This is a genomic window from Paraburkholderia sp. GAS206C, from assembly GCF_050435645.1.
Lineage (GTDB): Bacteria > Pseudomonadota > Gammaproteobacteria > Burkholderiales > Burkholderiaceae > Paraburkholderia > Paraburkholderia phenazinium_B.
This window is the reverse complement of sequence record NZ_JBNDKR010000003.1, coordinates 1-25479: the sequence shown is the minus strand read 5'-3', so window position 1 is coordinate 25479 and position 25479 is coordinate 1. Positions and strand designations below refer to the sequence as shown.

General features: G+C 62.3%; 20 protein-coding genes. 6 read left to right on the top strand and 14 right to left on the bottom strand.

Features of this window, described 5'->3' with window-relative positions; genetic code table 11:
• Nucleotides 1-37 precede the first annotated feature (37 nt).
• Nucleotides 38-3631, top strand: coding sequence for an indolepyruvate ferredoxin oxidoreductase family protein (locus P3T20_RS08375; protein ID WP_429286697.1), 3594 nt, complete (start codon nucleotides 38-40; stop codon nucleotides 3629-3631).
• A gap of 45 nt (nucleotides 3632-3676) precedes the next feature.
• On the opposite strand, the gene P3T20_RS08370 is transcribed toward P3T20_RS08375, so the two are convergent.
• Entirely contained in the window at nucleotides 3677-4399 is a 723-nt protein-coding gene (locus P3T20_RS08370; protein ID WP_429286696.1) for a copper homeostasis protein CutC, read from the bottom strand.
• 44 nt (nucleotides 4400-4443) lie between these two features.
• Nucleotides 4444-5712, bottom strand: coding sequence for a sensor domain-containing phosphodiesterase (locus P3T20_RS08365; protein WP_429286695.1), 1269 nt, complete (start codon nucleotides 5710-5712; stop codon nucleotides 4444-4446).
• 381 nt (nucleotides 5713-6093) lie between these two features.
• On the opposite strand from P3T20_RS08365, the gene P3T20_RS08360 reads away from it, so the two are divergent.
• Nucleotides 6094-7758 (top strand): Na+/H+ antiporter, encoded by a 1665-nt coding sequence (locus P3T20_RS08360; RefSeq protein WP_429286694.1) that lies wholly within the window; start codon nucleotides 6094-6096, stop codon nucleotides 7756-7758.
• A 99-nt stretch (nucleotides 7759-7857) separates the two neighbouring features.
• Here the strand turns inward: P3T20_RS08360 and P3T20_RS08355 are convergent, their stop codons facing one another.
• From P3T20_RS08355 to P3T20_RS08335, 5 genes are all read right to left on the bottom strand, one after another.
• The gene (locus P3T20_RS08355; protein WP_429286693.1) at nucleotides 7858-9165 is read right to left on the bottom strand and encodes a solute carrier family 23 protein; all 1308 of its coding nucleotides are present in this window, start codon (nucleotides 9163-9165) and stop codon (nucleotides 7858-7860) included.
• Between the two features lie 226 nt (nucleotides 9166-9391).
• The gene (locus tag P3T20_RS08350) at nucleotides 9392-10942 is read right to left on the bottom strand and encodes a methyl-accepting chemotaxis protein (protein WP_429286692.1); all 1551 of its coding nucleotides are present in this window, start codon (nucleotides 10940-10942) and stop codon (nucleotides 9392-9394) included.
• Nucleotides 10943-11229: 287 nt separating this feature from the next.
• Nucleotides 11230-11400: a hypothetical protein gene (locus tag P3T20_RS08345; RefSeq protein WP_429286691.1), complete on the bottom strand. Its 171-nt coding sequence runs from the start codon at nucleotides 11398-11400 to the stop codon at nucleotides 11230-11232.
• 16 nt (nucleotides 11401-11416) lie between these two features.
• Entirely contained in the window at nucleotides 11417-12031 is a 615-nt protein-coding gene (locus P3T20_RS08340) for a DUF2239 family protein (RefSeq protein ID WP_429286690.1), read from the bottom strand.
• Between the two features lie 132 nt (nucleotides 12032-12163).
• On the bottom strand, nucleotides 12164-13675 hold the full coding sequence (locus P3T20_RS08335) for a sensor domain-containing diguanylate cyclase (RefSeq protein ID WP_429286689.1): 1512 nt from the start codon (nucleotides 13673-13675) through the stop codon (nucleotides 12164-12166).
• A gap of 388 nt (nucleotides 13676-14063) precedes the next feature.
• On the opposite strand from P3T20_RS08335, the gene P3T20_RS08330 reads away from it, so the two are divergent.
• Nucleotides 14064-15467 (top strand): GGDEF domain-containing protein, encoded by a 1404-nt coding sequence (locus P3T20_RS08330; protein ID WP_429286688.1) that lies wholly within the window; start codon nucleotides 14064-14066, stop codon nucleotides 15465-15467.
• 91 nt (nucleotides 15468-15558) lie between these two features.
• Here the strand turns inward: P3T20_RS08330 and P3T20_RS08325 are convergent, their stop codons facing one another.
• The 4 genes from P3T20_RS08325 to P3T20_RS08310 all read right to left on the bottom strand — a co-directional run bounded on the left by P3T20_RS08325 (nucleotide 15559) and on the right by P3T20_RS08310 (nucleotide 18849).
• Nucleotides 15559-16275: an epimerase gene (locus P3T20_RS08325; protein WP_429286687.1), complete on the bottom strand. Its 717-nt coding sequence runs from the start codon at nucleotides 16273-16275 to the stop codon at nucleotides 15559-15561.
• 17 nt (nucleotides 16276-16292) lie between these two features.
• Entirely contained in the window at nucleotides 16293-17156 is an 864-nt protein-coding gene (locus tag P3T20_RS08320) for an SDR family NAD(P)-dependent oxidoreductase (RefSeq protein WP_429286686.1), read from the bottom strand.
• Between the two features lie 58 nt (nucleotides 17157-17214).
• A complete protein-coding gene (locus tag P3T20_RS08315) occupies nucleotides 17215-17787 on the bottom strand; it encodes a TetR/AcrR family transcriptional regulator (RefSeq protein ID WP_074265910.1) in 573 nt (190 codons plus the stop codon).
• A gap of 768 nt (nucleotides 17788-18555) precedes the next feature.
• Nucleotides 18556-18849: a hypothetical protein gene (locus P3T20_RS08310; RefSeq protein ID WP_429286685.1), complete on the bottom strand. Its 294-nt coding sequence runs from the start codon at nucleotides 18847-18849 to the stop codon at nucleotides 18556-18558.
• Here P3T20_RS08310 and P3T20_RS08305 point away from each other — a divergent pair.
• A complete protein-coding gene (locus P3T20_RS08305; protein WP_429286684.1) occupies nucleotides 18830-20497 on the top strand; it encodes a hypothetical protein in 1668 nt (555 codons plus the stop codon). The genes P3T20_RS08310 and P3T20_RS08305 overlap by 20 nt on opposite strands.
• Here the strand turns inward: P3T20_RS08305 and P3T20_RS08300 are convergent.
• Both P3T20_RS08300 and P3T20_RS08295 read right to left on the bottom strand, forming a co-directional pair.
• On the bottom strand, nucleotides 20475-20816 hold the full coding sequence (locus tag P3T20_RS08300; protein ID WP_074263149.1) for a DUF190 domain-containing protein: 342 nt from the start codon (nucleotides 20814-20816) through the stop codon (nucleotides 20475-20477). The genes P3T20_RS08305 and P3T20_RS08300 overlap by 23 nt on opposite strands.
• A gap of 86 nt (nucleotides 20817-20902) precedes the next feature.
• The gene (locus tag P3T20_RS08295; RefSeq protein ID WP_074263148.1) at nucleotides 20903-21241 is read right to left on the bottom strand and encodes a DUF190 domain-containing protein; all 339 of its coding nucleotides are present in this window, start codon (nucleotides 21239-21241) and stop codon (nucleotides 20903-20905) included.
• Nucleotides 21242-21577: 336 nt separating this feature from the next.
• On the opposite strand from P3T20_RS08295, the gene P3T20_RS08290 reads away from it, so the two are divergent.
• Together P3T20_RS08290 and P3T20_RS08285 are read left to right on the top strand one after the other, a co-directional pair.
• On the top strand, nucleotides 21578-22390 hold the full coding sequence (locus P3T20_RS08290) for a mechanosensitive ion channel family protein (RefSeq protein ID WP_429286683.1): 813 nt from the start codon (nucleotides 21578-21580) through the stop codon (nucleotides 22388-22390).
• A 212-nt stretch (nucleotides 22391-22602) separates the two neighbouring features.
• Nucleotides 22603-23049 carry an SRPBCC family protein gene (locus P3T20_RS08285; RefSeq protein ID WP_074263146.1) on the top strand — a complete coding sequence of 149 codons (447 nt, stop codon included), beginning with the start codon at nucleotides 22603-22605 and terminating at the stop codon, nucleotides 23047-23049.
• A gap of 147 nt (nucleotides 23050-23196) precedes the next feature.
• Here the strand turns inward: P3T20_RS08285 and ilvD are convergent, their stop codons facing one another.
• Nucleotides 23197-25059: a dihydroxy-acid dehydratase gene (ilvD, locus tag P3T20_RS08280; protein WP_074263145.1), complete on the bottom strand. Its 1863-nt coding sequence runs from the start codon at nucleotides 25057-25059 to the stop codon at nucleotides 23197-23199.
• Nucleotides 25060-25479 lie beyond the last annotated feature (420 nt).

Genomic DNA, 25479 nt, shown 5'->3' with positions numbered 1-25479 from the left:
TCCACTTCGCGCGAACGCATAAAAACGGAGACTCGCCATGACCGCCCGCTTGCCCATCGAAGGCACGCCCGCCCTCGCCGATTACAAGCTGACCGATAACCTCACTGCCACCCGCGGCCGCATTTTTCTGACCGGCACGCAGGCGCTGGTGCGTCTCGTGTTGATGCAACGCGCGCTCGACAAGGCGCGTGGCATGAATACGGCGGGCTTCATCAGCGGCTATCGCGGCTCGCCGCTCGGTATGGTCGATCAGCAATTGTGGAAGGCGAACAAACTGCTCGCAGCGAGCGATGTCCGCTTCCTGCCGGCGATCAACGAAGAACTCGGCGGCACCGCCGTGCTCGGCACGCAGCGGGTCGAATCGGATCCGGAGCGCACCGTCGAAGGTGTGTTTGCGATGTGGTACGGCAAGGGTCCTGGCGTCGACCGCGCCGGCGACGCGCTCAAGCATGGCAACGCCTACGGCTCGTCGCCGCATGGTGGCGTGCTGGTGGTCGCGGGCGACGATCACGGCTGTGTGTCGTCGTCGATGCCGCATCAAAGCGACTTTGCAATGATGGCCTGGCATATGCCGGTGGTGAATCCGTCCAACGTGGCCGACATGCTGGAGTTCGGGCTGTATGGCTGGGCGCTGTCGCGCTTCTCGGGCGCATGGGTGGGCTACAAGGCAATTTCGGAAACCGTCGAATCGGGCTCGACGGTCGATCTCGATGCGCTGCAAACGCAATGGACCGCTCCGCAAGATTTCGTCGAACCCGCCGGCGGCCTGCACAACCGCTGGCCCGATCTGCCGAGTCTCACCATCGAAGCACGGCTTGCGGCCAAGCTCGATGCAGTGCGCCATTTTGCACGCAGCAACAGCATCGACAAATGGATCGCACCGAGTCCGCATGCGAACGTGGGCATCGTCACCTGCGGCAAGGCGCATCTGGACCTGATGGAAGCGCTGCGCCGGCTCGACCTCACCGTCGGCGATCTCGAAGCGGCAGGCGTGCGGATCTACAAGGTTGGGCTGTCGTTCCCGCTGGAGATGACGCGCATCGACACGTTAATCGAAGGTCTCTCCGAAGTGCTCGTGATCGAGGAAAAGGGTCCGGTCATCGAACAGCAGATCAAGGACTATCTGTACAACCGGCAGGACGGCGCGCGTCCGGTGGTGATCGGCAGGCATGCGCAGGATGGATCGTTACTGCTGTCGTCGCTTGGTGAGTTGCGGCCCTCGCGCATCCTGCCGGTGTTCGCGGACTGGCTCGCGCGGCACAAGCCCGCGCTCGATCGCCGTGAGCGCGTGGTCGATCTGGTCGCGCCACAGATTCTCTCGAACGCCGCCGATGCCGTGAAGCGCACGCCGTACTTCTGCTCCGGCTGCCCGCACAACACGTCGACGAAGGTGCCGGAAGGCTCGATCGCGCAAGCGGGTATCGGCTGCCACTTTATGGCCTCGTGGATGGAACGCGACACCACCGGCCTGATCCAGATGGGCGGCGAAGGCGTCGACTGGGCCTCGCATTCGATGTTCACGAAAACGCGTCACGTCTTCCAGAACCTCGGTGACGGCACGTATTTCCACTCGGGCATTCTGGCGATCCGCCAGGCGGTCGCGGCGAAAGCGACCATCACTTACAAGATTCTCTATAACGATGCGGTCGCGATGACGGGCGGTCAGCCGGTCGACGGCAGCATCTCAGTGCCGCAAATCGCGCGTCAGGTGGAAGCGGAAGGCGTGTCGCGCTTCGTCGTGGTCAGCGACGAGCCGGAAAAGTACGACGGTCATCACGACCTGTTCCCGAAGGGCACTACGTTTCATCATCGCAGCGAACTCGATGCGGTGCAGCGTGTGTTGCGCGATATCGACGGCGTCACCGTGCTGATCTACGACCAGACCTGTGCGGCCGAAAAGCGTCGTCGCAGGAAGAAAGGTGAGTTTCCCGATCCGGACAAACGCCTGTTTATCAACGAAGAGGTTTGCGAAGGATGCGGCGATTGCGGCGTGCAATCGAACTGCCTGTCGGTCGAACCGGTCGAAACTGCGCTCGGCCGTAAGCGTCGCATCGACCAGTCGTCGTGCAACAAGGACTTTTCCTGCGTGAACGGCTTCTGTCCGAGCTTTGTGACGATCGAAGGCGGCAAGCTCAAGAAGGCCGCGGGCGTGGCATTCGATGCAGCGGCGTTGGCTGCGCGCGTCGATGCCCTGCCGGTGCCGGCCACCCAGCTCGACGCCGCGCCGTACGACATTCTCGTGACGGGCGTCGGTGGCACGGGCGTCGTGACGGTGGGTGCACTGATCAGCATGGCTGCGCATCTGGAGGGCAAGAGCGCTTCGGTACTCGACTTCATGGGCTTTGCGCAGAAAGGCGGCTCGGTGCTTTCGTTCGTGCGCTTTGCAGCACGAGATGAATGGCTCAATCAGGTGCGTATCGATACGCAGCAGGCCGACGTGCTGCTGGCGTGTGACATGGTTGTAGGGGCGAGTTCCGATGCGCTACAGACTGTCCGTCACGGTCGCACACGAATTGTCGTGAATACCCATGCGATTCCGAATGCAACCTTCGTGCAGAACCCGGACGCGAACCTGCACGCCGGCGCGCTGATCGACAAGATGCGTCATGCGGCAGGTGAAGAGCGTATGTCGGCATGCGATGCGCAGGCCCTCGCCACCCGTTTCCTTGGCGATACGATCGGCGCGAACATCCTGATGCTCGGTTTTGCGTGGCAGCTCGGCTTGGTGCCGGTGTCGTTCGCCGCGATGATGCGCGCGATTGAATTGAACAATGTCGCAGTGCAGATGAATCAGCTGGCGTTTTCGATCGGCCGCCTCGCGGCGGCTGATCCCGCGGCACTCGAAGCATTGTGGCAAGCTCGGCACGGTGCGCTACAACCGGTGCGCATCGATACGGTGGATGAACTGGTCGCGCATCGCGAAGCGCGTCTTGCCGTGTATGGCGGCGAGGCTTATGTGAAGCGCTATCGCGCGCTGGTGGATGCGGCACGGCGTGCCGAGGCGAGTGTCGGTGGAGCTTCATCAGGTGAGCGTGTAACGCGTGCAGTTGCGACGACTTTCTATCGTCTGCTGGCTGTGAAGGACGAATACGAAGTGGCGCGCCTGCATACGGATAGCGCGTTCCGGGCGTCGCTGGAAGCGCAATTCGAAGGCGTCGCGGGCAAGGACTTCGGTGTGAAATTCAACCTCGCTCCGCCCACGATGTCGAGTCCCAGGCATGGCGCGAATCCGGTGAAGAAGACATTCGGTCAATGGCTGTGGCCGGTGCTTGGCACGATGGCGAAATTCCGTGGGCTGCGCGGCACGATGCTCGATCCGTTTGGCCGCACCCTGGAACGCCGGATGGAACGCGAACTGGCGGACGATTACGAAACCACCCTGCAACGAGCGTTTGCGAAGCTCGAGGCAGGTAATGTCGAGGAGATCGTCAAGCTAGCGGATCTGCATGCTCGTGTGCGTGGATACGGGCATGTGAAGCTGGCGAACCTGGCCGGTGTGAAGCGTTCCGAACGCGAACTGGCTGCGAGGCTGCAGATCGAAGCGGCGACGGGCGCTGCGGTCAAGCAGGCGCTGGAAGAGGCAAAGGGTGCTGGAACCTTGCGAGGGATTCCGGTGGTTGTGGCGAAGTGAATCTGAAAAGGTGTGGGGCGCCGCGGGGGTGATTCGTCGCAAACATCAGGACTGGGAACGATCCTGCGTCGCCTCCAGTGCAGCCCTCACACGCGCAATCTTCTGCGGATCCAGCGGCGCCAGCCCATTCCCACCAATCCGCACGCCCGAGCCGAAGTGCACCGCCTTGACGCGGGTGGCCTGAACGAATCCGGCCAACGCATCCACCGTCAACCCTGCGCCGGCCAGCACGGTGCAGTGCGAACCCGCCGCCTGCCGCAACAGCGTTCGAATCATCTCTTCGGCTTGCAGCACCGACGGCTTGCCGCCTGAGGTCAGCACATTTGTGACCGCGTCGAACCCGAGCAGTACATCGAGCGCCTCATGCAGATCGCGGGTTTCATCGAACGCACGGTGGAACGTGATCGCAAGACCATCCGCCGCGTCGATCGCCCGCGCTAAACCCTCGCGGTCAATCTCGCCGTCAGGAGTCAGCATCCCGATCACCACGCCGTTCGCGCCCGCTGCGGCGACCGCCCGCACGTCGCGCAACATCACCGCAAAGTCATCGTCGTCGAACACGAACGAACGGCTGTGCGGCCGCACGATCACATTCACAGGAATATCGACGGCCGCCGTCACGGCCTCGATCAACCCGAGACTGGGCGTCAAGCCGCCTTCGCCCATCCCCGTAATCAACTCGAGCCGGTCGGCTCCCGCCTGCGCGGCAAGCCGCGCATCGGCGACCGTGGTGGCGATGACTTCCAGCAGAACGTGGGACTCGGACATGGCGGCAAATCAGCGTCGCTAAAACCGACATTATCTCAGGGCCGCTATTCCTCCACCCAATCGATATCCCCGCACAGCACACATGTCTGCTCACCGACATGCGTCACCACCGACAGCGTCACGCACGGCAACGCCTCGTTGATCGACAGGTACGGCCGGGTCACATGCACCCTGTCCGGCGCATTGATCGCCGCGCGAAAATATGGCCGCCGCAACCAGTTCGCCCCCTGGGCATCGGCGAGCGGTAAAAAGCGCGTCTCATGCGAGGCCCGGTCGGCGCGCAGCACCACGTTGCGTCCCGCCTGACGGCCCTTCTCATCGAGCAAAAAGCAACGTGCCGCGTGATCGAGCGCGAGGAAGTTCCAGCACACCTCATCGAGCAGCTCGCCGGCCGCGAGCCGCTCCGCCGCGCGTTCGAACGCGCGGATATACGGCGCCAGCCGGCTCGCATTGCGCCGCTCGCGTGCTTCAGTCTGGTCGCGATAGCGCTCGGTGACTTCGCTGATGCAGGTCACGGCCTGCGCGCTGTCCGCGGCACCCGGGTTCGGCCGGCCAAAGAAAAAACCCTGCACGAAATCGGCGTTGCAGCCGAGCGCCATCTGCGCCTCGTGCTCGGTCTCCACGCCTTCGATCAGCACGAGCTTGCCCGCTTCGTGCAGCAGCGCGACGAGGCCCGGCAGAATTGTCGCCATGTCGGCTCGATGTGCGGCATGCGAGAGCATGATGCGATCGAGCTTGACGATGTCGGGGTTCAGTTGCCAGATCCGTTCGACGTTCGAATGTCCCGCGCCGAAATCGTCCAATGCAATCAGGAAGCCGAGTTCACGGAACTTGCGCACCGCATCCGCGAGCCGTTCCAGGTCTTCCGCGCGTTGCTCCAGCACCTCCAGCACAATGCGCCGCGGCGACAGATCGAGCCGCCGCAGATTCGCGAGCAGCGCGGCGGCGTGGTACGGATCGGTCAACGCCCCCGGATGGACATTGAGAAACAACCACTCCTTCTCGGCGCCGAGCACCTTGAAGTTCTCCAGATGCAGCGCCTGCGCCAGCCGGTCCACCTGCAGCACGTCGCCAATCCGCGCCGCCTGGCCGAACACGTCGAGCGGCGACACCGGCCGGTCGAGCGCGTCGTGGGCGCGCAGCAAACCTTCGTAGCCGACCGCGCGCATATGCGACAAACTGAAGATCGGCTGAAACACGCTCGTCAGCTCCAGATCTCCGTGCCGCACCGAATACCGCTCGAGCCCCGAGGTCACACTCACCTCGAAGCCGTGCGGTGCGGCGGCCGTTCTTTCCTGTTGCGCAATCGTCATGCATTCCTCTCACGCGAGAGCCGGGCCGGTCCAACCGCGGAGGCGAACACCCACAGCGCCGGTTCTCAAAATGTGCGTCATCGATACTCCATAAGCAAGGTCCGTGCGCACGCTGGCGCACGTTCAAGCGAAGTTTGCATGCGGCGCTGCACCGACTAAAGCTGCCGGCGTTGCGTCCGGGCGCATAACGCACCGATTCGGTGCATCGCCGTTACCCAAAAAACGCTATTTGCGGAGCATGAATTGTCCTGAGCAGCGCGCTTCAACCGGTACGGCGTGCCGCCGGATCGAGACCTCGGGCTAAACTTCGGCCTTATGTCCTCGGTCAGAGCGCCCGCGGCCTGCGCACAAAACCAGCTGTCTTCTCCTTAAACGAGCCAGATGGAAATTGTCTTCACTGTCCTGATCCTCCTGCTTGCGGTGGCCGCCTCCGGTGCCGTTCGCGTGATGCCGGTCAAGTTGCCGCTCCCGCTCGTACAGATCGTCGTCGGCGCCCTGCTCGCGTGGCCCAGGCTCGGGCTGCATGTCACCTTCGATTCGGAAATCTTCATGATGCTCTTCATTCCGCCGCTTTTGTTCGCGGACGGATGGCGCATCCCCAAGCGCGAGTTCTTCATGGCGCGTCGCGCGATCCTGCTGCTCGCGCTTGGACTCGTCTTCATGACGGTGCTGGCGGTCGGCTATTTCGTGCATGCGCTGGTGCCGGCTATCTCGCTGCCCGTCGCCTTCGCGCTCGCTGCCGTGCTCTCGCCGACCGACGCGGTCGCGCTGACCGGCATCGCGGGCAAGAACCGGATTCCGGGGCAACTGATGCACATCCTGGAAGGTGAGGCGCTGATGAACGATGCGTCGGGCCTCGTCGCGCTGAAGTTCGCCATCGCAGCCGCGTTGACCGGTGTGTTCTCGCTGCGCGACGCCTCGATCAGTTTCGTGATCATCGCGCTCGGCGGGCTCACGACCGGTGCCGTGGTGAGCTGGCTGTTCAGCTTCGTGTCCGCGCGTTTTCTGAGCGTGATGGAGAACGGCGACCCGGCACCGGGCGTCGTGATGACACTGCTGATCCCGTTCGCGGCCTATCTGTTTGCCGAGCATTTCGGCTGGTCCGGAATACTCGCAGCGGTCGCCGCCGGGATGATGATGAACTACACCAGCATCGCGCATGCGGGGCCGGTCGCGGAGCGGGTGCGGGCCAACAGCACATGGGCGATGATCGAATTCGTCTTCAATGGCATGGTGTTCATTCTGCTCGGGCTACAGTTTCCGCATATCCTCGGCCGGGCGTTGATCGACGCACACGAGACCAGCAATGAGCAGATGCTGTTGCTGATTGGCTATATCGCCGCAGTGGCGGTTGCGCTGTATGCGCTGCGCTTTGTGTGGGTATGGCTGCTGCGCTGGTATGCGAGCCGCGGCGCCGCGAAGCAGGGCATGGCTAACGCGGTGCCCGGCCTGCGGACCGTCACGATCACGACGGTGGCCGGCGTGCGCGGTGCAGTGACCATGGCCGGTGTGCTGTCACTGCCGGAGACGTTGCCCAACGGGGTGGCGCTGCCGGGACGCAATCTGGCGATCTTCATCGCGGCGGGCGTGATCCTCGTCTCGCTGCTCGTGGCGGTGGTGGGGTTACCGCTGCTGCTGCAGGGCTGGCGGCGCGGACGCGATCCACATGCGGCCGAGGAACGGCACGCCCGCAAGCTCGCGGCGCAAGCGGCGATTCGCGCCGTCGACGACCTGCACGAGACCGCGAGCACCGATCTCGACGAATCGGCTGCGGCCTATGCGACCGATGTGACGGCACGCGTGATGGATATCTACCGTCGCCGTCTCGCAACCCTCGGCGATGCGACTACGCCTCCGAGCGAGCAGGCCCGCCGCGCCGAGGCGCTGGAGTTTCAGATGAAGCTGGCTGCGATTCGCGCGGAACGCGCGGTGCTACTGTCGCTGCGCAACACGCAGAAGATCAACGACGAAACGCTTAACAAGCTGATGCGCGAAGTGGATCTGTCGGAGACGGCGCTGATCACGCGCGGCGTGGCGCGCGCGTGAACGTAGGCGCGCGCTCATGACTCGGTCAGTCGTCGGCTCGCTGATTGATCCACTCGCCTCCCGGGCGACGCACCTGGCTTTGACGCGGCTAGCGTGCGCTCACACAGCCGGTTGCTGTGCGGGCTTGCGGCGCAGCAGCGCGTAAAGAATGATCGCGCCAAAGGTAGCAGTCCCAATGCCACCAAGCGCAAAGCCGCCCAGCTTCAGCGAGAAGTCCCCTGCGCCCAGTACAAGCGTGACGGCCGCGACGATCAGATTGCGGTTGTCGGAGAAGTCCACCTTGTTGACCACCCAGATGCGCGCGCCCGTCACCGCAATCAGCCCGAACACCACAATCGACACGCCGCCCAGCACCGGTCCCGGAATCGTCTGGATCACCGCACCGAACTTCGGCGAAAAGCCGAGCACCAGCGCAATCAGCGCGGCGATCACGAACACCAGCGTCGAGTAGATTTTCGTCACGGCCATCACGCCGATGTTTTCCGCGTAGGTCGTGACACCCGTGCCGCCGGCGAAACCGGAGACGATGGTGGCGAGACCGTCGCCAATGAATGCGCGGCCTACGTAGCGATCAAGATTCTGACCGGTCATCGCGCTTACGGCCTTGATGTGGCCGAGATTCTCTGCGACGAGGATCACCGCGATCGGCGCCAGCAAGGTCATTGCCTGCGCGTTGAAAACCGGTGCCGTGAAATGCGGCATGCCGAACCACGCGGCGTTGGCGACAATCGAGAAGTCGATCGGCTTGCCCATGCCGAGACCGTTCGTGACGATCGCGTACATCACGTAGGCGGCCAGCAGGCCGACCAGGATCAGCAAGCGCTGCAGCATGCCGCGTGCAAACACGGCGACCGCCGCGACGCACAGCACGGTGACGAGCGCCATCCACGAATCGAAGTTGCTGCCGCTCACGCCCTTGACGGCGATCGGCGCCAGGTTCAACCCGATCACGCAGACAATCGCGCCCGTAACGAGCGGCGGCATCAGCGTCTCGATCCACTTCGTGCCGACCGCCGAAACGATCAGCCCGATGATCGCGTACACCACGCCGCACGCGACGATCCCGCCGAGCGCCACCGGGATGTTGCTGTTCAGACCGTGTCCACCGTAGCCGGTCACGGCGATCACGAGGCCGATGAAGGCAAAACTCGAGCCGAGATAGCTCGGCACACGGCCACCCACCACCACGAAAAACAGCAGCGTGCCGATCCCCGACATGAAGATGCACAGGTTCGGGTCGAAGCCCATCAGCAGCGGCGCGAGCACGGTCGAACCAAACATGGCGACCACGTGCTGGATGCCCATCGCCAACATCTGCGGCCAGGCGAGCCGTTCATCGGTGTTGACGACGCGGCCCTCAGCGGCGCTCGGCTGTGTGCGCCAGCGGGGGAAGTAGGAATCGGCCATGGCGGGAGGTCTCCTCTATCGGCGTGGTTGGCGTCGGGCGGGTTGAATGCGGATGCGACTGTGATGCCCCTGGCAGAGCAGCCGCGTTTTTAGCAGGCACTTAGCGGATGCTTTGTTCAACGCGTTATCCGACGCATTTTTCGAATCAGGCGCGAGTGTACGGAGAGCGCATGGCCCTGGCAAGCGGAGTCGTGGACGCGCTGCGGCGAATTCAACGTCGCAGCGTCTAGAGTTCGAACACGGCCACTGCGGTCTTCAGTTCGCGCGCCTGGTCTGCCATCGAAGCTGCGGCAGCCGCCGCCTGCTCGACCAGCGCGGCATTCTGCTGGGTAACCTCGTCCATCTGCGCGACGGCGCGATTCACCTGTTCGATGCCAGTGCTCTGTTCGTGCGATGCAGCAGAGATTTCGCCCATGATGTCCGTCACGCGTTGCACGGCTTGCGTAACTTCGGCCATCGTCTGACCGGCCCGTTCGGCAAGTGCCGCGCCGCTGCCGACACGCGTCGTCGAGGTCTCGATCAGTTCCTTGATCTCTTTGGCCGAGAGCGCGCTGCGCTGAGCAAGCGAACGCACTTCGCCCGCGACCACCGCGAAGCCGCGGCCCTGCTCGCCAGCGCGGGCCGCTTCGACGGCGGCATTGAGCGCCAAGATATTGGTCTGGAAAGCGATGCCTTCGATCACCGCGATGATGTCGGTCATGCGTTTCGAGCCTGCCGCCAGTTCACGCATCGTCTCGACCACGTCGCCTACCAGACCGCTGCCGCGCGCCGCCACCTCCGACGCGCCGTGCGCGACACCGCTCGCCTGCTGCGCGTTGTCGGCGTTCTGCCGTACGGTAGCAGTCAACTGCTCCATGCTGGAGGCGGTCTCTTCAAGCGATGCCGCCTGCTCTTCGGTGCGCTGCGAGAGATCGGTGTTGCCCTGGGCGATTTCGCCCGAGGCCAGCAGGATCGATTCGCTCGATTCGCTGATGCCCGCGACGATTCCAGCGAGCCGCTCGCGCATATTACGCAGTGCGAACAGCAGGCTACGGGTATCGTCTGCGTGCGTCTCGACGCGCACGCTCAGATCGCCGGCAGCGATCCGGTTGGCGATCTGCGCGGCATAACCAGGTTCGCCGCCGAGTTGCCGGCCAAGGCGCCGCGCGATCAGCCACGCGAGCAGCATGCCGACCACCAGCGCTGCGAGCACCAGCGACGACAGCACAATGCGCATGTGCCGGTAGCTGGCGGCGGCCTCGGCCTGCGCATCGCTCGCTTGCTGACGACGATAGTCGATCACCTGGACGATGCTGTCGCGCAAGGCTTCGCTTGAGGCAATCGCGCGGCGCACCAGTTCGTTGTTATCGACACCTGCTGGAATCGGCTCCTGGCCGATCTGCTGATGCACGATCTCTTCCCACACCGCCGACTTGCGCAGCACTTCGTCGAGCAGCGTCTGACCTTTGCTGGTCGACAACGTCGCCCGATAGCGGTCGTAGGCATCGTGCATGTTCTTGAGCGATTCGACGATATTGGCGTCCAGACGCTGACGTCCCGCTTCGTTTGCCGCATAACCCAGATTCGCTGCGGCGAGGTCCGCGTCGATCTTGTTGCGGTTCGCTTCTTCCATCCAGTAGAGACCGTCCATATGACGGCTGCCGATCTCCACAGTCAGGTCGTGCATGGACGACAAGGTCATCAAACCAGCGCCTCCCACCACCACGCAGAACCCGATCACGGCGGCAAACGACACCAGCAGGCTTTGCAACACCGTCATACGCTCGAACCACTTCATCCCTGTCTCCTCTGTAGAAAGTGCCGGGCCGCTACAACAACTCCTGTCCTCTTGAAGGACCCGGCGCGAAGCATCGGGTCTGAGGCGCTCATCTACTCCTGACCGGGCTTCGCGCCGCTGCGGCGTCGACGGTGCGCGCTATAACGCGTCAGCTTCTTTTACGGCGGAGCTAGCGGAGACTTGACCTGCTAATCATGGGAATAAGCAGGACAGGATGTTGAAAGGCTCATGCCGCAGAGCCTTATGGGGATTGGGATTTGTCTGATGTATCGGGGAGCGGCTGCTCGCTAGACTTGTTCTTGCTGCGTGATCCCATGACTTGCGCATGCGATGTTGTAACTCTCCGACTTGCCGCTCACGCCCCCCAGTGTGAGCGGTTTTTTTTCGTCTATCGATTCGACCAGAACGTTGTTGTCAGCCGCGACGGTTTGCGGCGATTCAGGTGCGGCATGCGACATGCAAACCGCCATGCGACTAGACGGCGCCGAATGCTCTTGATGCGAGTTTCGCAGCGTGCTCGTGTACGTCGCCTGGCCACTGCGCGATGGAGGCCGCGAAGCGGGCCGCGTCGGCGGCATAAAGCGCACGCGTCGCTTCCTCGTAACCGGGCAGATTGCCGGCTAGCGCGGTCATGAAACGATAGGCCGCTTCCTGGGCACGACGCACGCGGTCCGTGTCTTCGCCTGATAGACGCGCGGCGTCCACAAGTTTGCGCAAGGCCACCGACGCTCCGCCGGGCCGGCTATTGAGCCAGTCCCAGTGACGCGGCAGCAGTGTCACCTCGCGCGCCACCACGCCTAGCTTCGGACGGCCACGGCCACGCGGTGCACTGGCATCGGTCGGATCAGCCGACTCGTCGCTCACGGGTGCGCCCGTCTGCTCGCGCGTCAATCGCTCGCGCACCTCATCTGCAGTACCACGCAAGTCGAACTCGACCGGCTGGCTCGTCATGTCGTCGAAAATCAGCACGGGCGCCTGCTCGCCGCGCTCGGTCACCTGCTTCACGGCGAGCGCGACATCCACGAATGCGCCCGACGCGATGCGCCGAACGCCCTCGAAGGCAGTGCACGTTGTGGTTTGCTGGGTCATTACGAAAATCCTCATCAGTCGATTTTCGTTAATTATATCCGGGTAAAATACAAATGCAATATCACCCGGGTAAAATTTCTTGCCGTAGGTGGTGGCGAGGCTCATGCGATCCCGTGATGCCGCGTCGCCCGGCTAGCGGCCCGGTTGCGTGATCGTCCCGGGGCTGGGAGCCCGCTCCGCGACCGGGTACGAGAGGCTGCGATTGCGCCCCGCGTCCTTGGCCTCGTAAAGCGCGGTATCCGAGGCGTTGACGAGCGCCCGATAAGTGGCGAAGTGATGACTCGCCGTACTGGCGATGCCAACACTGATAGTCAGCACATGGTGTGCACTGGCGACGTGGCGCAACTCGAGCGCCTGTACGGCCGCGCGGATCTGCTCGGCGATTTGCGCGGCGCCGAGGTTGTCGGTATCGGGCAGCAGCACGCTGAATTCCTCGCCGCCGTAGCGCGCCGCGACATCGCCGGGGCGTCGCGCATTGCTGTCGATGCAGCGCGCCACTGCCACCAGCGCATCGTCGCCGGCCGAATGACCGTACAGATCGTTGAAGCCCTTGAAGTTGTCGACGTCGATCAGGAGTATCGACAGCGGCCGTCCCGTGCGTTGCATCTGCAGCCAGGCACGCTCCGCTTGCTCCTCGAACGTGCGTCGGTTGTTCAGCCCGGTCAGCCCGTCGGTGCGAGCTAGCGCCCGCAACGTTTCCTCCGCTTCGAGACGGCGCCTCAACTGCTGCGAGAACAGGATCGCGAGCGCGATGATCGTCACATCGAGCGCGCCGATCAGACTGCCGATAATCCATGCCCTGCGCCGCCAGCCGGCGTAGATATCGCGCGTGGAAATCGCGACGTCGAGCAGCAGCGGAAAACCGTCGATATGGCGGAATGCGTACCAGCGTTCGACGCCGTCGATCGCCGCAGTGCCGAAGAATTCGCCGCTGTCCTGTTTGGTAAAACGCGTGTAGTTCGGCGTGCCGGTCAGGTTGATGCCGATGATCTTCGGGTCGTACGGTCGACGCATCAGCATCGTGCCGTCGCTGAGCATCAGCGCCATTGAACCGCTATTGCCAAGGTTCATCCCGGCGAAGAGCCGCTGAAAGTACTCGATCCGCAAGGTGCCCACCACCACGCCGGCAAAGCTGCCGTCCGGACGCGAGATCCGCCGGCTCAGTGCGATACGCAGGCCGTCGTGGGCGAGTCTGGATTCGAACGGCGGGCTGACGTAGAGACCGACGTTGGGCGAATTACGGTGGACGAAGAAGTAGCTGCGATCCGTAGAGTTGATGTGCCGCGGTGGAACGGACTGCGAATCAAGGATTGCGTTACCCGACTCGTCGAGGACCAGCATCGAGCCCATGTCCTTTGCGCTCGCGGCGCCGTCGAACAGGACCATCTGGCGCAGCGCAGGCGGCAAGGCCATCAAACCGGGCTGTTGCAGCCCGGCGATGACCGCGCGCAACGACAGGTCATACAGTTCGAGGTTACGCGCCACGTCGCGCTCGATTAGCAGCGAGACGTTCTGAGCTGAGTCCTGGGCGCGCCGCAACGCATCCTCGCGCATCTGCGCCAGCACCCAGATGGCGATCGCCAGGATCGCGCCGGCTAGCGCGAGACTGATCGCAATCACGATATTCGGGCGGCGCGTCACCATGTCTCTCGCTGCTTCTAGCATGCGCGTTGGCTACGCGCGTTGTCTGGGTGTGACCGCCGCCGAAGTGACGAAAAACGCGGCTCGCACAATACGGCTTACGGCGGCGCATGCAATTTCTTGAAACGCTAGCGTAACAGAGGCCGACGCCGCATGGCCCAGCCATACTGCTGGTAAGTCGTCAGGGCAGTCCAGCGTTTATACGGAGTAAACCATCGTCGTTTTTGGCCGATATCAGGTATGTTCGGTTGTTTCCGGGTTCGCGTCGTTTTCTGCAGGGTGCTTATACTGCTCATTAAGCTGAAGAATAGCTGAGCGGCGGCCGTCCAGCGTACGCAAACTGGCAGCAGGTCCGTCATGGCAAGTTGTTCAGGCCTCCGGAGGATTACGTATGACAGCAAGCGTTGTGGCAGATGAGCCGTCCGCAACCGTACAGTGGGCGACCCGGATCTATCTGGGGCTGCTGATCGCAGGCTTTGCGCTGATCCCCGCCTACCTGATCGCGTACGTCTACGTCTTCCAGAATCCCGCGCTGTTCTTCGAAAACCACGTTTTCCACGAATTCGCCATTGCGGCCGCGACGCTCGAAGGACTGTTCGTTTCGTATGTCGCCTGGCGGTGCTATCAGTCGTCCGGCGAGCCGCTGCTGCGCTGGCTGACGCTCGGCTTTCTCGCCTTCGTGCTGATCTATGCCCTGCACGGCGCCTTCACCGGGATGGCACATCACAATATCTGGCTGTTCCTCCTGTACGGCCCGGCATCGCGGCTCGCGATGTCGGTGCTGCTGCTCGTCGCGTTGCTGACGTGGCATCAACCGCCGGACCCGGTGCACTTGCGCCGCGAGCCGGGCCGCTGGCTGAAGTGGATCGTCCTGTTCGTGCTGATCGACGTCGCGGTGGGTGTGCTCGCTTATTCGCCGATCGCGGGCGAGCTGGCGGTGCGATTGTCGCTGGAAGGCGGCGCGCTGGTGTTCTCTGCTGTGAACCTGGCGGTCATGCTGGCGCGGCGCATCCGCTCACCGCTGATGAAAATCTTCGGCATTTCGGTGACGTCGTTTGCACTGTCCTCGCTCGCATTCATTCTGGCGCGCCCCTGGAATCATCTATGGTGGCTCGCTCACGCCATTTTTGCCGCGGGCTTCTTCCTTCTCAGTTACGGGGTCGTGCAGGCGTTCCGGACAACGCGCTCGTTCGCAACCATTTACAGCCAGGAAGAGTTGATGGCGCGCATCGCGGAAGAAATGGAACGCACGGAGAATGCTCTGCAGGAGCTGAAGCGTACCAATCTGAAGCTCGAGCATCTGGCAGCTACCGATCCGCTGACCGGTGCAGCGAACCGGCGACAGTTCATTGGAATGGTCGAGGCTGAGATCGGTCGCGCGAAACGCGGCGGTGCGCCGTTCTCGCTTCTCGCGCTGGACCTCGATCACTTCAAGGCTATCAACGACTCGTACGGGCATCAGGTCGGCGACGAAATCCTGCGCGGCTTCGTCCAAAGGTGTCTGGAGGCGATCCGGCCGTACGACGGCGTCGCTCGGGTTGGCGGCGAGGAGTTTATGGTGCTGCTGCCCCAGGTGGTGTTGAGCGTCGGGCAGTCGATTGGTGAACGGATCCGTGAAGCGATCGCCAATGGTGTGTTTGGCGGCCAGTCCGGCAACGCGGTCGCCCTTACCGTGAGCATCGGTGTGTCGCAGTTCGGACGCGACGGCGACACGATCGACGAGATCCTGCGGGCTGCGGACGAGCGGCTTTATCGTGCGAAGCATCTGGGCCGCAACCGGGTGATTGGCGCTTAGGCGCGACGTTCGGTGCGGGTGCGGGCCGCAAGCCGTGCCCCGTGAACTGCGGGCTGCGGGCTGCGGGCTGCGGGCTGCGGGCTGCGGGAAATTATCCCGCGTGCGGCTTGAGCGGCGGTGCGTCGCCCGGACCGCCGGGTGTGCGGCACAGCGCGCCTATCTCAGCCGGTCCCACCACCGCCCGGTCCGGCACGCCACGTCGCGCCAGTGCCAACATCGCAAGCCCCATCTCTTCGGTGGTGACGATCTGCTTCGGCGCGAGGACGCGCATCAGTGCCATCACCGGTTTCAAGGCCGGATAAATCAGCCGGTACATGCGCGTCTTCGACTGGATCCCGTGCAGCGGCTCGATCACACCCGGCCGAAACAGATACACCGCCCGGAACGGCAGCGACTTCAGCGCGTTCTCCGTCTTGCCCTTCACACGCGCCCACATGCTGCGGCCCTGCTCACTGCTATCGGTACCGCTACCGGAGACGTAGATGAAAGTCATCTGCGGATTCAGACGCGCCAGCGTGCGAGCGGCTGCGAGAGTCAAGTCGTAGGTGAGACGTGTGTAGTCGGCTTCCTTCATGCCGAACGACGACACGCCAAGACAAAAGAAACACGCATCGAAGCCCTGCAGCGAGGCCTCAATCGTGCGGTAGTCCATCATGTCCGGGTGGACGATCTCGGTGAGACGCGGGTCCAGTTGGCCGGTGGGCGAACGGCCCACCGTCTGAACCGACTCGACGTCCTGGGCACGCAGGCATTCGCGCAGCACGCCCTGCCCCACCATCCCGGTTGCCCCAAACAGCAAGACTCTCATAGCCATGTTCCCTGTCTTCAGGATTTCGGGAAGTTGGGCAGCGTCGCAGGCGCAGCATAGTCAGTCGCGACGCTCACTTCGCGCCACGCTTCGCCACTGGCTGCGCGCGCTTTTTCCGCTTCGCCCGCGTAGTGAAGCGCGTCACTGCCGAGCAGCAGATGCACCGGCGGCTGATCGTGATAAGCCAGCTTGAGCACGACCTGCGCCACTTTCTTCGGATCGCTTGTCTCGTTGCCGACGTGCTGTTCCAGCAGCCCGACGATCGCGCCAACAGAAGGAGCATAGTCCTCCAGGAGTTCGGGTAGCGCGCTGCTTGCTTCGTTGCCCCACCCGGTCTTCATGCCGCCCGGCTCGAGCGCTGTGAGCTTGATGCCGATAGGCGCCAGCTCCTGGCTCACCACTTCGGTGAAACCGCCGACGGCCCATTTCGCCGACTGATAAGCCGCGAGCCCCGGCATGCCGAGACGACCGCCCACCGAGGAAATCTGGATGATGTGGCCACTGCGCTGCTTGCGCAGGGTGGGGATGGCCGCGCGCGTCACGTTGACCACGCCGTAGAAGTTGGTATCGATCTGCGCACGAAAATCCTCCTCGCTCGCCTGTTCGAACGGCGACAGATGTCCGAAGCCCGCATTGTTAACAACCACGTCGAGCCGCCCGAACGCGTCGAGCGTCGCTTGCACGGCTGCACGCGCGGCGGCCGCATCCGTGACATCGAGTGCGACCGCGCGCACCTGGTCGCCATACTGCGCGACCAGATCGTCGAGCTGACGCGGATCGCGCGCTGTCGCAACGACGCTCTCTCCCGCCGCCAATGCCGCTTCGACAATATCGCGCCCGAGTCCGCGTGCGCTACCGGTAACCAGCCAGACTTTTGCCATGATGTACTCCTTCCGATTAGATGAGCATGTAATCACTCATTAACTGCATAAAAAAATGTCACTTCTTGGCGATGGCGTTCCAGAACGCCTCCAGGCCTGCTTCGCGATACCGCTCCGCGTGAGCAGGATCGCGTTCGATGAACTCCATCGTGGTCTCCGCTAGCGAACCCATGATCGCCGCCACGAAGGCCGGCGGCTGATCCCGCAAAACCCCGCTGGCGATGCTCGCCTCCAGCATCTCGTTGATGTCGGCGAACGGGCGCATGCCCGCGGCCCGTGTCTGCTCGCTCAGACGGTCGGACACGGACAGTTGCGCGATAGTCCGCCGCTTGTCGGGGAAGGCGACACCCCAGTTCACGTATTGCAGCCACGCATAGCGGGCGCGCTTCTCGATGCTCCCCGTCCTCGGGTAGGCGCCCATCATTGCTTCTCCCATGCCTGCCTTGATGTCGAGGTACAGCTCGTTCAGCAGAACGTCCTTGCTTTCGAAATAAGTGAAGAGCGTGCCTTCTGCCACCCCCGCGACTTTGGCAATCCGCGCGGTCGGGGCGCCGAGCCCCTGTTCGGCGATCACCTGGGTAGCAGCAGCAAGAATGGCGTTGCGTTTGTCTTCGCTTTTCGGACGGGCCATGCGGGAACGGTCGGGCTTCATAAATGAGTGAACACTCAATCATAAACACGAGGAGCGACTTTTTCAAGAAAAATGTGAAGCTGGCACGAGTCTCTTTTTCACTAGCCAAAAGCGGCCATAACCTGACAGTTTCAAATCGACTGAAAGAGAGTTGAAATATGATGAAAATGCCACTCGTGAACCCGGCATTATATTTAGGTATCCAACATAAAAAGTGGCGCACCAGTTTCCTCTCAAAACATCTCTAATAGCGGAGGATATGAATAGCGCTTGACCCTTTATTCACGGCCTTAGTGCATTTTTAGGCCCATAAAGCAGTCATTGTTCATACGTTACAGCTCGTTACGTATTTTTTGCAGACCTAAAAAAATCAATTCGGTAGGATTCACTTCGCGAAAGACGAGCCGTTAACACATCGGTAAGTTCGAGTATGTGGTCTACCGCGCAATTGGGTTGATAGTTACCTTACTTTGCACGGCGGTTTCGGCCTAGCAGCGCAAACGTTTGGCTACACGCCAGATGCGTCCGCGACGACATCCGGCGCTACTTCGATCGTTCATACGAATGCCACGCCGGCGCACGTATGACGCGCTAACTGTCGGTCCCCCCACGTCTCGAACCCGATATCTGCGGGCAGCGGTCGGACGAGGTTCAGCCTCGACATCGCGTGCCTGACGTCAAACCCGAATTGGATCCACGAAGCGCCTCGCACGACGCGAAACGCCCGATGGATCAGTATTCCTAAATTTTCGCCTCACAGATGAAATCTCATTCGTTATTGCTCTCCTCATTGCTACTGGTACTCGCAGGCTGCGGCGGCGGTGGCGGATCCGGCAGCGGATCCAGCGGAACGAGTGCCACCGTCAACAATAACGGCACTAGCACCAGCAACGGCACCAGCACCAGCGGCACCGCCAGCACCTCGCTGACCGCCAACACCAGCGCGGGCGAAACAATGTCCTGCCAATCGCCGACCAGCTCGAACACAGCAGCAAGTAGCGCCCTGATTTCCGCCGATACGCCGAGCGCCGATGCCACCCGTATGTTTGCGTCGGGTAGCACGTTCCAGCTTGCCTTCACCACCAACGCACCGTCCGCGGACAAAGTGAACTGGGCTGTCAGCGACCAGCTGGGCGACGTCGCGGCGAGTGGCAGTTTTGCCGTCGCGAGCGGACCGGTCACCACTACGCTCAACTGCACCTCGACGCTCGCCGGCTATTTCGCGGCTTCCGCGACGCTAGCCGCCAACGGCGGCCAGTTGCCTTCAGAGGGCACACGTCCCACCGGTATCGCCTCGTTCGGTGTCCTTCCCAATCTGTCCGGCACCGTCCCCGCGGTGACCTATGCGTCACAGGACGAGCATCGCTTCGGCATGCAGGGTGAGAACGACAACGGGCCGTTGCTGGCCGACCTCGGCATTTCGTCGACGATCGACAGCCGCCAGCTCTCGACGATGGAGCCAAACGCGGCAAACACGTTCAACCCGGCCGCGAATAACCTCGACCCGTTCTATACGTCGGGCAAGGTAATGCGCCTGATCCGTCTGGACGGCATTCCGGCCTGGGCAAGCCCGACCGGTGCGTTCGAGGACGACACCAACCCGCCGACCAGCCTCTCGTACTATCAAAACTACATGAGCCGCGTGGGTACGGAGTCCAATACGATTCGCACTACGTATTTCCCCACCCAGTCGAACAACTACTACCAGGTGACGTGGGAACCGAACTCGTTATGGAACGACACCGACGCCAATTTCGTCGCGCTGTATCAATCGGTGTATCAGGGCATTCACTCCACCGACCCGCATGCGGTGGTGATGGGGCCGACCGACGCGTTCCCGTCGCTTACGACCACGCGCCTGCAGCGCATCGCGTCGCTTGGCTTCGGCAACTATATCGACGGCATTTCGACCCACGGCTACTACGATGCGGGCACTTCGCCTTCGCATCCGCCGGAGCGCCTTGCAACGGACCCGACGCCTGCGAACGCCGCCAACGCGCTGATGAACGAGATTCGCGCGCTGCGCACGGAGATGGCAACGGACTATAAGCCCGGCATGAAGCTGTTCCAGACCGAAGTCGGCATCAGCTATGACCTTGGGTCGTCGTACGGCCCGAACTACCCGACCGCCAACGTCCTGTTCGCGCAAGCGGCGGTGGTTGCCCGCACACACATCATCATGCTGGGTGAAGGCGTCGATCAGACCTACGTGTTCTATGGCGCGGACTACCCGAATGAGGTGGGCTACGGCACGTTCTTCGATCTCGCCGACGCGCAAGGCGCGTTCGGTGCCACCAACATCAGCCCGAAGCCGGCCGCAATGGCAGTGAGCGCGCTGACGCACGTTCTGGACGGCACCAACACACTGGGGCCGGTGAACGGCACACCATCCGGTGTCTACGCGTACTCCTTCCAGCAACTCGGCAACGGTGCAGTGATCACGGCGCTCTGGACTCACAACAACAACGTGTGGAGCGCGAGCAGCGGATTCAGCTCGACGTATAGCGTGCCTTACAGCCTCACCGTGGATGCGCCAGGGACCAGCGGCAATGTGAAAGTCATCGACATGATGGGCAATCCGCTGACGATGAGCTACACCAACGGCACGTTGACGCTGAATCTGACCGAAGCGCCGGTGTATGTGGTGTCGAACAATGCGACGGTCGCCAAGGCGAATGTCACGACGCCTACGGGGTATGTTGCGAACTGAGCGGGTCGCCCGCGATGATGTCGAATTCGACCGGGAAGCGCACGTAGAACACGTGCACCCGCTCGGCCCGCACGAGATCGAGCAGTTTCCCGGCTTCCTCTTCGGTCACGGCGAGAATGATCTGGAGCGGCTGATCGGTAAGCCGAAGCACGTGCGCAGCGTGACGTGCTCCGGCATGGCCGATGCCCTCCGAACAACTGATGACGGTTGCACCGCAGATGCCCAGTTCGCGGACCTGATGCAGCAGCCATTCGCACACGGTCTGATGGCCGTGTTTGCGGTTCTTCTCTGTGTAGAACGTCAGTTGATAGCCGTTCATGATGCTGCCACGTCATCAAGTTCGTTAAGCGCGTTGCACAATCGCGGCTTACCCACGGCAGCCGCTAGCAGGCACAACCAGATCCGTTATTCGCGCCCTTCTGCCTCACTCACCCCAAGCACTTCGTATTCGACCGGACAGCGCGTGTAGAAGAGTCGCACACCGCCTTCCCGCAGACGCTCGAGCAGCGCATCGATACGTCCATCATCCGAGGCCACCGTGACGACCACCGGCTGGTCGATCAGCTCGAAGAACCCCGCCGCATGATACTTGCCGCGCACATCGACGCTCTCACTCACATCGATCACCGTCGCACCGATGATGCCGGCCCGCGTCGTTTGATCGAGTATCCACCTTGCGACCGTCATATGACCTTTGCGACGACTCTGGTTGTCCGCAAACACGGTCAATTGACTGCCTTTCATAGGGATCTCCGCACGCGCCGAAGTGACGTCTTAAGCATAGGAAATTGTGCGGCACTATGCATTGGACGCATTGATCTCGATGCAGGCTATCGAAGCAGCTATGTGCATTGAGTGCGTCACTCAGAACGACTGCCCTTCTCGGGCGGACCGGTCAACCTGACGCGCAATGCTTACCGCGCGGTAGAGCTGACCATAAGATTCCGCTTTTTCTCGCGCAAGATGGCGCAACGCGCGCGATGCGTGGCGTGTATACAGGTTCGCGCTCCTTAGGCGGGAACATATTCGCGTAAAGCGCGTCAGGGTATGTATCCCCTGCGAAAAGAGCGAGATCGAGCGATGGACGATTTCCTGACAAGACTCCTGCATTTCCAGCCGTCACTGATCGTGACGGTCGCACACGACATGCTGCACCTGGTCGTTGCCGCCCTGATCATCGCCGTCGGCTGGTGGCTTTCGAACCGGATCGGCTCGATGTTCGCCAAGGCCTTTGCGCACACTCGGGCAGATCCCACCCTCGGCCCCATGCTCAAGGCAATGGGAACGTGGGCGGTGCGGGTGGTGGTATTCATCGCGGCGTTGAGCGAGGTAGGCATTGCGACCGCGAGCGTGCTGGCGGTACTCGGCGCCGCCGGCCTCGCAATCGGGCTGGCGCTGCAGGGCACGCTGCAGAACATTGCCGCGGGCATCATGCTGCTGATGCTGCGGCCATTCCGTGCCGGTGACGTGATCGAAGGCAGTGGAGCCGCCGCCGGCATCGTGCGGGAGGTTGGACTCTTCACCACACGCATCGAACGTAGCGACGGCAATGCCGTGTTCGTGCCGAACAGCACGATCTGGAGTAACCCTGTCATCAACTACAGCAGCGGCGGCACGCAGCGTATTGAAGTGGATGTGGACCTGGCGCAGCGCAAGGACGTCGATGCGGCGATTGGCGAACTGAAAAAACTGGTGGCGGACGAACCGCGCGTGTTGAGCGGGACGACGCTTGCTCCGGTTGTTACGGTGGCGAGCTATCCGCAGTCGGGCGGCGCAAAGCTCAGGATCGCGGCGTGGGTGCGTAGTCCGGATGCACCGCTTGCCAGCGACGATCTGCGCAGCCATGCCCGCACGGCGCTCATGGAGGCTGGATGCGCGGTTGCGGCGCAGTGAATCGCGTCGACGTGTCGTTTGGTGCCTGGAGACGTTGAACCAGACCGCCCTTTCGTAACCTAGAAAAAATACCTCAAATCCCTATTTCTGCTGGTTTTAAGCGCCCCGAATAATGTTCCGTGTACCTTAAATGGATCGCGCATGTCGATTCCACGACGCTTCACGCGTCGTATAGGATCGGAGGGGTCCTCCCTCCATTTCCGGAGCCAATGATGCCTAACCAGACTGTCCGCCTTCACCGCGTGATCCGTGCCACGTCCGAGCGTATCTACCGTGCGTTCCTGGACGCAGATGCCTTAGCCAAGTGGCTTCCACCGAATGGATTTACCTGCAAGGTTCATCAACTGGATGCCAGGGAGGGCGGCAGCTACCATGCGTCGTTCACGAATTTCACGACGGGTGACAGCCATTCTTTCGGTGGGGAGTATCTCGAACTGGTGCCGCACGAACGCATTCGATACACCGGCAGATTCGATGATCCAAACTTGCCGGGCGTGATGCAGACAACGGTGTCCCTACGGCCCGTGATTGTCGGAACCGAACTGAACGTGATCCAGGAAGGGATACCCGAAGTGATTCCTGCTGAGGCCTGCTATCTCGGATGGCAAGAGTCGCTTACGTTGCTGATCATGCTGGTGGAAGCTGAGATTCGGCAGTGAAGGCGAGCGGAGCGAACGGGCTGTTTTCGCGTGGCGCCGGCGGTGGCCCAAAGATAAACGATGGATAGGCCGTACTCGGCCTATCCATCGCTTTGCCCCGACCGCTTTACCTGATCGTGTTGTGACTGACGACAGGGCCTTTGCGTATCACTTGCGCTTGAGTTGCGAGATGTCCCGCACCGCGCCGCGATCGGCCGAGGTCGCCAGCGCGGCGTAAGCCTGCAACGCTTGCGATACCACGCGTTCACGATTCGCCGGCAGCCAGGCCTGAGCGCCACGTGCCTCCATGGCTGCGCGACGGCGTGCGAGTTCCTCATTCGACACAGCCAGGTGCATCTTGCGATTGGGGATGTCGATCTCGATTACGTCGCCCTCTTCCACCAGACCTATCGTGCCGCCTTCAGCTGCTTCCGGCGACGCGTGACCGATCACCAGCCCGGACGAACCGCCCGAGAAACGGCCGTCGGTAAACAGCGCGCAGCTCTTGCCCAACCCCTTGGATTTCAGATAGGACGTGGGGTAAAGCATTTCCTGCATGCCGGGACCGCCCTTGGGACCTTCATAGCGGATCACGACCACATCGCCCGCGACAACCTTGTCGCCGAGAATGGCTTCGACGGCATCGTCCTGGCTCTCGAAGACGCGCGCGCGGCCGGAGAACACCCATTGCGATTCGTCGACGCCCGCGGTCTTGACGATGCAGCCCTTCTCCGCGAGGTTGCCGTATAGCACTGCGAGACCGCCGTCTTTCGAATATGCGTTCTGCTTGCTGCGGATACAGCCGGTCTTGCGATCGGTATCCAGCGAAGTAAAGGTGGCTTCCTGGCTGAACGCGACGGTGGTAGGAATGCCGCCCGGGGCCGCGCGGAAAAGCTTCTGTGCTTCTTCGCCCGCGCCACCGGCGACGTCCCATTTGGCGATCGCATTGCCCAGCGTGCCGCTATGCACGTTGCCGCACGACAGGTCCAGCAGTTCCGCACGCGCGAGTTCGCCAAGAATGCCGGGAATGCCGCCGGCACGATGCACGTCTTCGATATGGAATTTGTCGGTGGCGGGCGCTACCTTGCACAGACACGGCACTTTGCGCGAGATGCGATCAATATCGGACATCGTGAAATCGACGCCACCTTCCTGCGCGGCTGCCAGCAGATGCAGCACGGTATTGGTCGAACCACCCATAGCGACGTCGAGCGCCATGGCATTCTCGAATGCCTGCTTGCTGGCGATGCTGCGCGGCAGAACCGAAGCGTCGTCTTCCTGATAGTAGCGACGGCAAAGGTCCACCACCAGGCGGCCGGCCTGCTCGAACAGACCCTTACGCCATGCATGCGTGGCCACGATCGTACCGTTGCCGGGCAACGCCAGGCCGATGGCTTCCGTCAGGCAATTCATCGAATTCGCGGTGAACATGCCCGAGCAGGAGCCGCACGTCGGGCAGGCGCTGCGTTCGATTTCCGCCACTTCCGCGTCGCTGACCCTCGAGTCGCCCGCCTTGATCATCGCGTCGATCAGGTCGATCTTGGCGATCACCTGGCCGTCCGTTGGCGACTTCACCTTGCCCGCTTCCATCGGACCGCCGGAGACGAACACGACGGGGATGTTCAGGCGCATGGCAGCCATCAGCATGCCGGGGGTGATCTTGTCGCAATTGGAGATGCAGACCATGGCGTCGGCGCAATGCGCGTTGACCATGTATTCGACCGAGTCAGCGATCAGTTCGCGCGACGGCAGCGAGTACAGCATGCCGCCGTGGCCCATGGCGATGCCGTCGTCGACGGCGATGGTGTTGAATTCTTTAGCGACGCCGCCGGCTGCTTCGATTTCTTTTGCGACCAGTGCGCCGAGGTCGCGCAGGTGCACGTGGCCCGGGACGAACTGCGTGAAGGAGTTGACCACCGCGATGATCGGCTTGCCGAAGTCGCCGTCCTTCATGCCCGTGGCACGCCACAAGGCGCGGGCGCCGGCCATGTTGCGGCCGTGGGTCGAGGTTTTTGATCGATAGTCAGGCATGGTTGTGTTTGTGCTTGGGGACGGGGGTTATTGGAATTTGGGTTGGGTGATGCGAGCGAGGCGGCGGTGCGGGCGGTGGCTCGCGATGGCCTGCGCGGGTTTAAAGCGGGAATGTGTGAATAGTGCGAGAGGAGCGGTGAGACGTCCAATATATTTTTGAGGTGGGATTAGGTCGCAGGGAGTATTAATTGACGGGAGAGGTGGGCAGTGTATCCGTGCATCGGTGTCCCACGAGTCGAGCCGCGCTACAGAGGGTGACCTGCCCAAATTGGCCCTTCCCTGAGAAATTGAACGGTGCCTTGAACGCGGCTCCGCCCCTCATGCCTGTTGATTTGCATGGAATCCTGACCCGCGATTTGCACTGAATTCTGACCCACCCGTTGGACCAGCTTTGCGGGTTATACGGTGGGTGTCTGGGTC

Bases quoted from the DNA above. Each gene is read 5' to 3' on its own strand.
- P3T20_RS08375 (WP_429286697.1), top strand. From the start codon at position 38: ATGACCGCCCGCTTGCCCATCGAAGGCACGCCCGCCCTCGCCGATTAC.
- P3T20_RS08370 (WP_429286696.1), bottom strand. From the start codon at position 4,399: ATGTCCGAGTCCCACGTTCTGCTGGAAGTCATCGCCACCACGGTCGCC.
- P3T20_RS08365 (WP_429286695.1), bottom strand. From the start codon at position 5,712: ATGACGATTGCGCAACAGGAAAGAACGGCCGCCGCACCGCACGGCTTC.
- P3T20_RS08360 (WP_429286694.1), top strand. From the start codon at position 6,094: ATGGAAATTGTCTTCACTGTCCTGATCCTCCTGCTTGCGGTGGCCGCC.
- P3T20_RS08355 (WP_429286693.1), bottom strand. From the start codon at position 9,165: ATGGCCGATTCCTACTTCCCCCGCTGGCGCACACAGCCGAGCGCCGCT.
- P3T20_RS08350 (WP_429286692.1), bottom strand. From the start codon at position 10,942: ATGAAGTGGTTCGAGCGTATGACGGTGTTGCAAAGCCTGCTGGTGTCG.
- P3T20_RS08345 (WP_429286691.1), bottom strand. From the start codon at position 11,400: ATGTCGCATGCCGCACCTGAATCGCCGCAAACCGTCGCGGCTGACAAC.
- P3T20_RS08340 (WP_429286690.1), bottom strand. From the start codon at position 12,031: ATGACCCAGCAAACCACAACGTGCACTGCCTTCGAGGGCGTTCGGCGC.
- P3T20_RS08335 (WP_429286689.1), bottom strand. From the start codon at position 13,675: ATGGTGACGCGCCGCCCGAATATCGTGATTGCGATCAGTCTCGCGCTA.
- P3T20_RS08330 (WP_429286688.1), top strand. From the start codon at position 14,064: ATGACAGCAAGCGTTGTGGCAGATGAGCCGTCCGCAACCGTACAGTGG.
- P3T20_RS08325 (WP_429286687.1), bottom strand. From the start codon at position 16,275: ATGAGAGTCTTGCTGTTTGGGGCAACCGGGATGGTGGGGCAGGGCGTG.
- P3T20_RS08320 (WP_429286686.1), bottom strand. From the start codon at position 17,156: ATGGCAAAAGTCTGGCTGGTTACCGGTAGCGCACGCGGACTCGGGCGC.
- P3T20_RS08315 (WP_074265910.1), bottom strand. From the start codon at position 17,787: ATGGCCCGTCCGAAAAGCGAAGACAAACGCAACGCCATTCTTGCTGCT.
- P3T20_RS08305 (WP_429286684.1), top strand. From the start codon at position 18,830: ATGTTTGCGTCGGGTAGCACGTTCCAGCTTGCCTTCACCACCAACGCA.
- P3T20_RS08300 (WP_074263149.1), bottom strand. From the start codon at position 20,816: ATGAACGGCTATCAACTGACGTTCTACACAGAGAAGAACCGCAAACAC.
- P3T20_RS08295 (WP_074263148.1), bottom strand. From the start codon at position 21,241: ATGAAAGGCAGTCAATTGACCGTGTTTGCGGACAACCAGAGTCGTCGC.
- P3T20_RS08290 (WP_429286683.1), top strand. From the start codon at position 21,578: ATGGACGATTTCCTGACAAGACTCCTGCATTTCCAGCCGTCACTGATC.
- P3T20_RS08285 (WP_074263146.1), top strand. From the start codon at position 22,603: ATGCCTAACCAGACTGTCCGCCTTCACCGCGTGATCCGTGCCACGTCC.
- ilvD (WP_074263145.1), bottom strand. From the start codon at position 25,059: ATGCCTGACTATCGATCAAAAACCTCGACCCACGGCCGCAACATGGCC.